The 8,936-nt window shown below is 64.2% G+C and carries 6 protein-coding genes and 2 pseudogenes; 2 read left to right on the top strand and 6 right to left on the bottom strand.

Annotated features, from left to right (window positions below; translation table 11 throughout):
- On the top strand, positions 1-650 hold a 650-nt coding region (gene pgl / locus G3436_RS25145; protein ID WP_163950812.1), incomplete at its 5' end, for a 6-phosphogluconolactonase.
- Positions 647-1,341, top strand: a pseudogene (locus tag G3436_RS25140) (bifunctional 4-hydroxy-2-oxoglutarate aldolase/2-dehydro-3-deoxy-phosphogluconate aldolase). The gene pgl and the pseudogene G3436_RS25140, both read left to right, overlap by 4 nt.
- Positions 1,342-1,476: 135 nt before the next feature.
- Here G3436_RS25140 and G3436_RS25135 read toward each other — a convergent pair.
- From G3436_RS25135 to G3436_RS25110, 6 genes and pseudogenes are all read right to left on the bottom strand, one after another.
- Complete coding sequence (locus tag G3436_RS25135; RefSeq protein ID WP_163950807.1) at positions 1,477-2,850, bottom strand: coiled-coil domain-containing protein; 1,374 nt, start codon at positions 2,848-2,850, stop codon at positions 1,477-1,479.
- Between the two features lie 4 nt (positions 2,851-2,854).
- Positions 2,855-4,291, bottom strand: a complete 1,437-nt coding sequence (locus G3436_RS25130; protein ID WP_163950804.1) for a DUF6384 family protein — start codon at positions 4,289-4,291, stop codon at positions 2,855-2,857.
- Positions 4,291-5,430, bottom strand: a complete 1,140-nt coding sequence (locus G3436_RS25125) for a merozoite surface protein 3b (RefSeq protein WP_163950801.1) — start codon at positions 5,428-5,430, stop codon at positions 4,291-4,293. Before G3436_RS25125 ends, G3436_RS25130 begins: the two co-directional genes overlap by 1 nt.
- A gap of 145 nt (positions 5,431-5,575) precedes the next feature.
- Positions 5,576-7,248 (bottom strand): annotated as a pseudogene (leuA, locus tag G3436_RS25120) (2-isopropylmalate synthase).
- A 310-nt stretch (positions 7,249-7,558) separates the two neighbouring features.
- Positions 7,559-8,383: a M23 family metallopeptidase gene (locus G3436_RS25115; protein ID WP_163950795.1), complete on the bottom strand. Its 825-nt coding sequence runs from the start codon at positions 8,381-8,383 to the stop codon at positions 7,559-7,561.
- A gap of 3 nt (positions 8,384-8,386) precedes the next feature.
- Positions 8,387-8,936, bottom strand: a 550-nt coding sequence (locus tag G3436_RS25110; protein WP_279538731.1) for an exodeoxyribonuclease VII large subunit, incomplete at its 5' end; no start/stop codon positions are given.

Raw genomic sequence — 8,936 nt, 5'->3', positions numbered from 1 at the left:
TGCAGGCCGAGGGCCTGGCGCGCGATGTGGCCGAGCGCTTGCGCACGGCAATCGCCGCGCGCGGCGAGGCGACCCTGGTGGTGTCGGGCGGGCGCAGCCCGGTGGCGTTCTTCCACAGCCTGGCGGCGCAGCCGCTGGACTGGTCGAAGGTGGTGATCAGCCTGGCCGACGAGCGTTGGGTGCCGGTCGAGCATGCCGACAGCAACGCTGGCCTGCTGCGACAGCACCTGCTGCAGGGCGCGGTGGCCAAGGCCCGTTTTGTCGGCCTGTACCGGCCTGCGGCGACCCTTGAGGCGGCTGCACTGGAGGCTGACCAGGCCTTGGCCGAGCTGCCGGGCATCGATGTGCTGGTGTTGGGCATGGGCGACGATGGGCATACCGCCTCGCTGTTCCCGGCCAGCCCGAACCTGGCTGAGGGGCTGCAGGCTGACGGTGTGCGTCGGGTACTGCCGATGCTGGCACCGAGCGTGCCGCACCAGCGCCTGAGCCTGACCCGCCGTGTGCTGGCCACGGCCGGTGCGACACTGTTGTCGGTGCAAGGCCCAGGCAAACTCGCTACCCTGCGCGCCGCACTGGACGGTGACGACCTGACCGAAATGCCGATCCGTGCGTTTTTGCAAGACCCTCTGGAAATTTACTGGTGCCCATGAGCCAAGGATCCGCCGTTATGACAAACCTCGAACCTTCACAGCCGGGACTGTCCATGGCCGACAAGACAGCCTTGATCGACCGGATCTGTGGCCAGGCGCGGATTTTGCCGGTGATCACCATTGCCCGCGAGCAGGACATCCTGCCGCTGGCCGATGCGCTGGCAGCGGGAGGCTTGAAGACCCTTGAAGTGACCTTGCGTTCCGCGCATGGCCTGACTGCCATCCGTATGCTGCGCGAGCAGCGCCCGGAGCTGTGCGTGGGGGCTGGCACCGTGCTGGACCGCGCGATGCTGGCGGCGGTCGAGCAGGCCGGTGCCCAGTTCGTGGTCACCCGGGGTGTACCCAGGACATCCTCGAGGCGGGTGTCGACAGCCCGCTGGCATTGCTGCCGGGTATCAGCAGCGCCTCGGAAATCATGATGGGCTATGCCCTTGGGTACCGCCGCTTCAAATTGTTCCCGGCTGAGATCAGTGGCGGGGCGGCGGCGATCAAGGCCTTTGGCGGGCCATTCGGCGAGGTGCGTTTCTGCCCGACGGGGGGGGTCAACCCGAGTAACGTCAAGCAGTACATGGCCTTGGCCAATGTGATGTGTGTCGGCGGGACCTGGATGCTCGACAGCGGCTGGATCAGGAACGGCGAGTGGGACAAGGTGCGCGCGTGCAGTGCCGAGGCGCTGGCGATGCTCGACTGACGGAATTCGTTGTGTGCTGTACGGCTTTGGGTGCGCTTGGTCGGCGCACCTTTTTTTCGGCTGTTGAAAAGTGCTGGCTGTTGACGGTTTTGTCCCCCTGGCGCTCGGACAATCACGCTCAACCGCCGTGGCCCCTCAGAAGCTGTCCGAGGTGCTGAAGCTGCCTCCGCCACTGCTGCTCGAACTGGAAAACCCGCCACTGCTGCTTGAGCTGCTCGAACTACTCGAACTGCTTGAGCTGGACGACGTCCAGCTACTGTCCCTGCCGCTGTACGAGCTGCTGGAAGAGCTACTCACCCGCGGCACCAGTTCACGGTGCTCGCGAATAGTCCCCACGATGAACCCCAGGGTCACATCGCGCGTCATGTAGTCGGCCATCAAGCGCTCGATCCCCAGCGACGTCCGGTACTGATAGCCGTTGTCCCGATAGAAATCGCTGCGCAGCGAACGCTCCAGTTCCTTGGCCCGGTCGTAGGCTTGCTGGGCCAGTGTGTGGGTCTTGCGCGCCTCGCGCAGGGCCTGTTCGACACCGCTCACCTGCGGATACAGCGTCTGCAACTGCGCCGCAATCTGATCGTCGGCAGTGCTCGGGGTTTTCTTCACGTCCTCAAGCAACTGTTCGATGCTCTTGGCCTGCAACTGGTCGGTGATCCACTGGCGTGCACGCAGGTAGTGCGGGTCCTGGTTCTGGGTAAAGGCCTGCAGTTGCTGATGGATATCGTTGGCCTGCTGCTTGGTGCCCACCAGGTGCTTGTACAGTGCTTTCTGTTCCTCAAGCAGCGGCGCCATGCCGGCCTGGCGCTGCGCATCGGCCAAGCGGGCGGCGGTGGTTTCGCGCAGCGCCGCGAGCTGCGCATCACGCTCGGCCTGCAACGCTTCGTTGCGCTGCTGCATGTTCAGCAGGTTCACCTCGTTGCTGCGGTTGCCGGCGTAATTGACCTGTCGGGCCAGCCAGTTGTCGAGCCAGCGACTGATCCGACCATGACGGTACTGTGCGGTGCCGAAGTCGCGATCACGCAGGAAGTGGTAGATCGGGTTGCGCCCAAACAGCGGCAGCTTGTCCGCGCACTCCTGGCGAATCTCGGCATGGCCGGTGAGCGCTTCCTGGTTGGCCTCGGTGGCCTGTTCCAGTTGCTGCATAAGCTCGACGTAGGCAGGGTCTTGCGCCAGTTGGCCACGGGCCTGCTGGTCGAGGGCGTCCAACTGTTCTTGCAGGCTGTGCGAGGTCTGTACCGACTGGGCGATACCCTGTTCGACCTCGGCCAGTTGCTGGCGCAGCTGGCCCTGGGCCTGCTGGCGTTGCTGCAGCGCCTGCAGCACTTCCTGTTGCAGCGAGGGCGTGTGCTCCAGCTGCAGGGTGGCGATGCTGCGCAGGCGCGTGAGGATGTCCTGTTCCAGGCCCATCTGTCGTTCGGTGGCGTCGGCCAGGTCTTGCTCGGCGCCGCGCAGTACTTGCTCGTAGCTACGCGAGTTACTGGCGACGATGCCGATGAGTTTGCTCGGTTTCATGCAGTCACCAGTTCAGGATCATGTCGGGCTTGGCGACACGCTTGTTGAATTGAAGGCTCAGCGTATTCGCAGGCTTGTTGCCCATGTTGCGGTCGTCGATGTGGCCGTCGCTGAGTTTGTCTTCCTTGATCTTCAGGTACTCGGCCTGGCTCACGCGCACACCAAAATACGAGGCCCAGCGCGACTCGCCGGTTTCCGAGCTGGTCACCGGCGCAGCAATCGCGTTGCCGGCCGCGTCGACGGCCTCGACCACCAGGTACCAGCTTTTGCCCTGCACGCTGTTGCCGCCCTGGCCGCACAGCGCATCGTCGTAGCAGCGCTCGACGCCTGACTTGACGCCGCCGCGGTCGACCACGCGCAACTCCAGCGGCTGCTCGGCGAAATCGAGCAGGCTGTCCAGGCTCGACAGGTATCGCTCGGCCTGGCTCACATCGAGTTTGTGCAGGGCGCTGCTGATCTGCGCGGACTGCGCGTTGACCACCCTGAGGTCGGCAGGCGGCAAGCGCATCGCGCGGATACGCTGGTCCATCTCGGCCAACTGACGGATCAGTGGCTGCACCTGTTGAATGCGTTCGAGCTGATACTCCAGTTCGGTGACCTCGCGCTTGGCCAGCGCAATGCCCTTGGTGTCGGCGCTGTTGATGGCCTGGTCGGCCACGTCGGCCTGTTGCGCGAGTACCGGGTAGCGCTTGATCCCTTCGCTGTAGGCAGGCGCCTGCATTACCGCGCGCAGGCGCTTGCGCGCATCCAGCACGCCCTCGGCGTCGATCAGCGCCTGCTCGCCCTGGCCCATGAGCACATCGGCCGACTTGCGCTGCTTGTCATAGGCGTCGACCGCCTGCTGCACGCTGTCACGGTTGTCGCTGTCGATCAGTTGCGGCAATGGCGGGTGCGTGAGCAGCTCGCCGGCCTGGGCGATCAGCCCGGCGGCATTGCTCACCAGGCGACTGGCGGCGGGCTCCGGGTAGGCTGCCACGCTTTGTTGCAGCGTGGCCAGGCGGGCCTGCACACCTTCCAGCGAGGTGGCCAGCGTTTTCGCGCTGTAATCGTAGGAGCGGACGTTGCCCTGCACAGTGCTGGTCTTGGCGGTATCGTTCACCACCCGCGTGCATTGCACCGCGAGCAGGGCGATGGCCACCACTTGCAGGATGCGCACACCTTTCTTGCGGTTGAGCAGCAGGGTGCTGGTCAGTCGGGCAACACTGCTCTGCGCTGGCGCTTCGAAGCTCAGGCGGCGGGCGAAGAAGTCACGCACACCTTGCTCGATCAAGGCGTCGTCAAATGCGATGCCATGGCTCTGGTAGTAGCTGCGGATGCGTGAGGCGACTTCGGCGCGACGCTGTGGCAGGTTCAGGTGTTCCTGTACCTGCATCTGCTGGTGGCGCAGTTGGTCGACCACCGCCATGGCGCCGAGCTGTTCTGAGAGTGGAACACTGCTCATCAGGCGGCCTTGGTCAGCAGTGCGGCGAATTTGCGTTTGGCGTCTTCGACGGCCTGGGCAATATCGCGGGCGGCATTGCTCGATTCGGCGCGATAGGTGTCGGCCATGGCTTTCATGTCGGTCTGGAACGACAGCGTGGCGTCGGCCAGGGCGCGCACCGAGTCGACCTTGATGGTCGAGCCGTAGCTGGCCTTGACCGCTGCTTCGAGCTGCTGGTTGCCGGTGCTGCCCAGCGATTCCAGGCCCTGGCTGATGCCTTCGGTGGTGGCATTGAGGGTGTGGGTGGCTTCGGCCAGGCCGCTGTTGGCGGTGAACGACACGGCCAGGCCGGTCAGCACCACTTCGTTGGTGGAGAAGAACGACACCATGCGCTGGTACTGGCGCTCCTTGATCACGTGCACTTGGTTGATGCGTGCGAAGACCATTTCGGCGGTGTTGTAGCCCACCCGCAGGTCGTCGGCGATGTCCTTGATGATCTGGTAGCGCTTGTCTTCGTCCTGCAGGGCGCGCACGGCTTCGTCGCGGCTCAGTTCGAGGGCGGCACGGGCGGCGGGCTCGGCGCCTTCGGCGGCGGCGACCTGGGTGTTGGCCAGGTTAAGCGCCTCGGTACGCTGCTTCAGTGCGGCGCCGGCAATGGCCAGCACCTGCTGGGCCTCGACCTCTGCCGCTTTCATGGCCATGCGAAAGTCCATGTACGACTCCAGGATCACCGTTTCGCGGGCGATCTGGTCATTGGCCGACTTGCACACTTGCAGGTAGTTCTCGCGGATATCGGCGAAGCGGCTGGGGATGGAGCCGCGGCGTACGTTCATCCAGGTCAGCTTGACCTTCTCCATCGCGTCCAGGCGCCCGTCGTCCATCCAGCCGGCCATGGCGGCCGCGTCTTCGCGGATGGAGGTGAAGCTCTGGGTGATGTCCATGAAGCGCGTGGAGATGTCCATGCCTTCGATCTGCTCGCGCACCATGCTGTTGAAGCTGGTGGACTGTTGCAGCACTGCGGCGATAGAAGTGACCTTGGTCGTGTCGTACTGAGCTACGCGGTCCAGCAACACCAGGACAGGGGCGTCGGCAACCGGCAGGTTGATGTTGATGCCGATTTTGCGCAGGCCGGTGATTGCCCGCTCCAGATAATGGCTCATCGAGTGTCCTTACAGATGTGGCAAAAAATTACGAGGCCGGCAGTATACCGAGCCCGGAAAACGCTCGCAGTGTTTCCACGACACAAACAAAAATGCCCGCCTCCAAGGGGGCGGGCATCTCCGGTTGCCGTCGCTCAGTTGACGTTTACGCCGCCTTGGCAGCCTGCTGGCTCAGCGAGCGGTTCAGTGCGCTGAACAGCGCCTTGAAGCTGGCCGTGGTGATGTTTTCATCGATGCCCACGCCGTGCACCGGCCGCCCGCCGGCCACGCGCAGTTCGATGTAGGCCGCTGCCTTGGCATTGGTGCCGGCACCAATGGCGTGCTCGTTGTAGTCCATGATTTCCACGGCGACCGGCAGGCCCGCCACCAGGGCTTCGAGGGCACCATTGCCCTTGCCGCGCCAGTGCAGGGTGGTCTCGCCTTCACCGGCGACTTCCACTTCCACCGCGCTGTGGCCGTTCTCTTCCTGCAGGCGATGGCTGACCAGTGCGTATGGCGCGTTGGCTTGCAGGTACTCGCTCTGCAACAGCTTGTAGATCTGCTGCGCGGTCATTTCCAGGCCCAGGCGATCGGTTTCGCCCTGCACTACCTGGCTGAACTCGATCTGCATGCGGCGTGGCAGGCTGATGCCGTATTCCTGTTCGAGCAGGTAGGTGATGCCGCCCTTGCCCGACTGGCTGTTGACGCGAATCACCGCCTCGTAGCTGCGACCGATGTCGGCCGGGTCGATCGGCAGGTACGGCACTTCCCACAAGGTGTCGTCTTTCTGCTGGGTGAAGCCCTTGCGGATCGCATCCTGGTGCGAGCCGGAGAACGCGGTATGCACCAGGTCGCGACATACGGGTGGCGTGGGTGCACCGGGATCTGGTTGCATTCCTCGACCACCTTGCGCACGCCGTCGATGTCGGAGAAGTCCAGTTGCGGGTCTACGCCCTGGGTGTAGAGGTTGAGTGCCAGGGTCACCAGGTCGACGTTGCCGGTGCGCTCGCCGTTGCCGAACAGGCAGCCTTCGACGCGGTCGGCGCCGGCCATCAGGCCCAGTTCGGTGGCGGCCACGCCAGTGCCACGGTCGTTGTGGGTGTGCAGGCTGATCAGCACGCTGTCACGGCGCGACACGTTGCGCCCGAACCATTCGATCTGGTCGGCATAGATGTTTGGCGTCGACACTTCGACGGTGGCCGGCAGGTTGAGGATCACCTTGTGTTCCGGGGTCGGGTTCCACACCTCGATCACCGCGTCGCAGACTTCCTTGGCGAACTCCAGTTCGGTGGCGCTGAAGGTTTCTGGCGAGTACTGGAAGGTCCAGTGGGTCTCAGGCTGCTTGGCGGCGTACTTGACGAACAGTTTGGCCGCGTTCACCGCGATGTCCTTGACGCCTTGCTTGTCCTGGTTGAAGACAATCTTGCGGAACGACGGCGAGGTGGCGTTGTACAGGTGCACGATGGCCTTCTTGGCCCCACGCAGCGACTCGAAGGTACGCGCGATCAGGTCTTCACGGGCCTGGGTCAGCACCTGGATGGTGGTGTCGTCCGGGATGTGGCCGTCTTCGATGAGGGTACGCACGAAGTCGAAGTCGGTTTGCGAGGCCGATGGGAACGACGCCTCGATTTCCTTCACGCCCACGCTGACCAGGGTCTTCCAGAAACGCAGCTTCTTGACCGCATCCATCGGCTCGATCAGCGACTGGTTGCCGTCGCGCAGGTCCGAACTGCACCAGATCGGCGCGCCAGTGATGGTCTTCGATGGCCAGGTACGGTCAGGCAGATCGACCTGAGCGAAGGCACGGTATTTTTTCGAAGGGTCTTTGAGCATGGTCATGAAAGCAATCCTTATTGTGCGGCCTTGAAAGGGGCCCGCCGAACGTACAAGAGATGAATGGGCGAGGCGACGCGATTCAGCTTGGTAGTCGGGCACTGACCAGGCAAAGGCTGCGATGTTGGCGAAGCAGAATGAGGGTGTGCGTGTTTTTCATGCCTCAACCCTAACCAGTGGGGTGAAAGATGGCAAGCACTGAGAAAAAATTGAGAGAAATGCTTAAAAAGTGCGATCAGGCGAGATTTTATAGCGGCCTCAAATCAAAAAGACCGCGCCAGTTGCGCGGTCTTTTTGATTGGCGCAAGGCGGGGGCTCAGGGCTGGAAGGCGCCGATGAAGATCGCCGGATCGACCCGTGCGTCGTTCAGGCTGACGTTCCAGTGCATGTGTGGCCCGGTGGCCCGCCCAGTGGCGCCGACCCGCCCGACGATGGCGCCGCGGCTCAGTTGCTGGCCGGGTTTCACGTCGATTTTCGACATGTGGCAGAACATGCTGATGAAACCCTGCCCATGGTCGACGAACACCGTGTTGCCATTGAAGAAGTAGTTGCCGATCAGGATCACCTTGCCGTTGGCCGGGGTCTTGATCGGCGTGCCGGCGGGCACCGCGAAGTCCAGCCCGGCGTGCGGGTTGCGCTCCTCGCCATTGAAGAAGCGACGTACGCCGAACTTGCTCGACAGTGGGCCGTTGACCGGTTTGTCGAGGATCAGGTTGCTCGGCAGGGTGGGGCTGAAGCTGCGGTAGGCCTTGATCTGCTCGGCCAGCTCGGCGTCGATACGCTTGAGGTCGGCCGGGTTCGGGTTGACCTGGCGCTGGTTCTTCAAGGTGATGCGCTGCTCGGGGTATTTCTTGCTGCCGACTGTGAAGGTCAGCGTGCGTGCGCCTTCGGTGAGGCTGGCGGTACCGGGCTTCTGGGTCAGCGGCAGGCCGACGATGGCCAGCCAGGTGTCCTGTTCGCGCACCACCAGCACCGGCTTGCCGTCGAAACGGGCGCTGGGGGCCTGGGCGGCTGGGCCGAGGTTGACCACCGCCACGCCACCGGGCACCGGCTTGTTCAGTTGGCGGGTGATATAGCTGGCGTGGGCGCTGCTGGCGAACAGCAGGCAGAGTGCGAGCAAGGGGGCAAACAGTCGGGGCATGTGTCAGTCCAGTAGGGAGAGCGTGACCGGGGTCAGGTGGTTGTCCTCGACCCGCACCTGCAACTCGCCTTCACCGAGGCGGGCGGTCAGGCGTTGGCCGTTGCGGGTCTGGGCGGCGCTGCGAATGGCCTGGCCACGTTCGTCGAGCAGGATGCTGTAGCCACGGCTGAGGGTCGCCAGCGGGCTCACCACCTGCAGGGTCTGCACCTGCGCCTGGAGTTGCTGGCGGCGGGTGGTGAGGGTGTGGCGCATGGCCCGTGGTAAACGCTCGGCGAGGTTGTCCAGGCGTTGCTTGAGCAGCGTCAGGGCGCGGCCGGGGTGCTGCGCGGCCAGGCGTGTGTCCAGGCGCGCCAGGCGCTCGCGGCGCTGATTCAGGCGTTGTTCGAAGGCCCGGCGCAGGCGCATGTCCAGGTCGTCTAGCCGCTGGGCCTGCTGGCGCAGGCGTTCGCCGGGATGGCGCAGGCGGCGTGCCAGGCTGTCCAGGCGCAGGCGGTCATGTGCCAGGCGGTTCTGCATGCGCAGCAGCAGGCGTCGTTGCAGGCTTTCGAGGCGC

It is taken from the genome of Pseudomonas brassicae (assembly GCF_010671725.1).
GTDB classification, from domain to species: domain Bacteria; phylum Pseudomonadota; class Gammaproteobacteria; order Pseudomonadales; family Pseudomonadaceae; genus Aquipseudomonas; species Aquipseudomonas brassicae.
Note: the sequence above shows the minus strand (reverse complement) of the source record. Positions and strands in the feature narration are given on the sequence as shown.

Excerpts from the sequence above, each read along its gene's own strand:
- G3436_RS25135 (WP_163950807.1), bottom strand. The coding sequence starts at position 2,850 with ATGAAACCGAGCAAACTCATCGGCATCGTCGCCAGTAACTCGCGTAGC.
- G3436_RS25130 (WP_163950804.1), bottom strand. The coding sequence starts at position 4,291 with ATGAGCAGTGTTCCACTCTCAGAACAGCTCGGCGCCATGGCGGTGGTC.
- G3436_RS25125 (WP_163950801.1), bottom strand. The coding sequence starts at position 5,430 with ATGAGCCATTATCTGGAGCGGGCAATCACCGGCCTGCGCAAAATCGGC.
- G3436_RS25115 (WP_163950795.1), bottom strand. The coding sequence starts at position 8,383 with ATGCCCCGACTGTTTGCCCCCTTGCTCGCACTCTGCCTGCTGTTCGCC.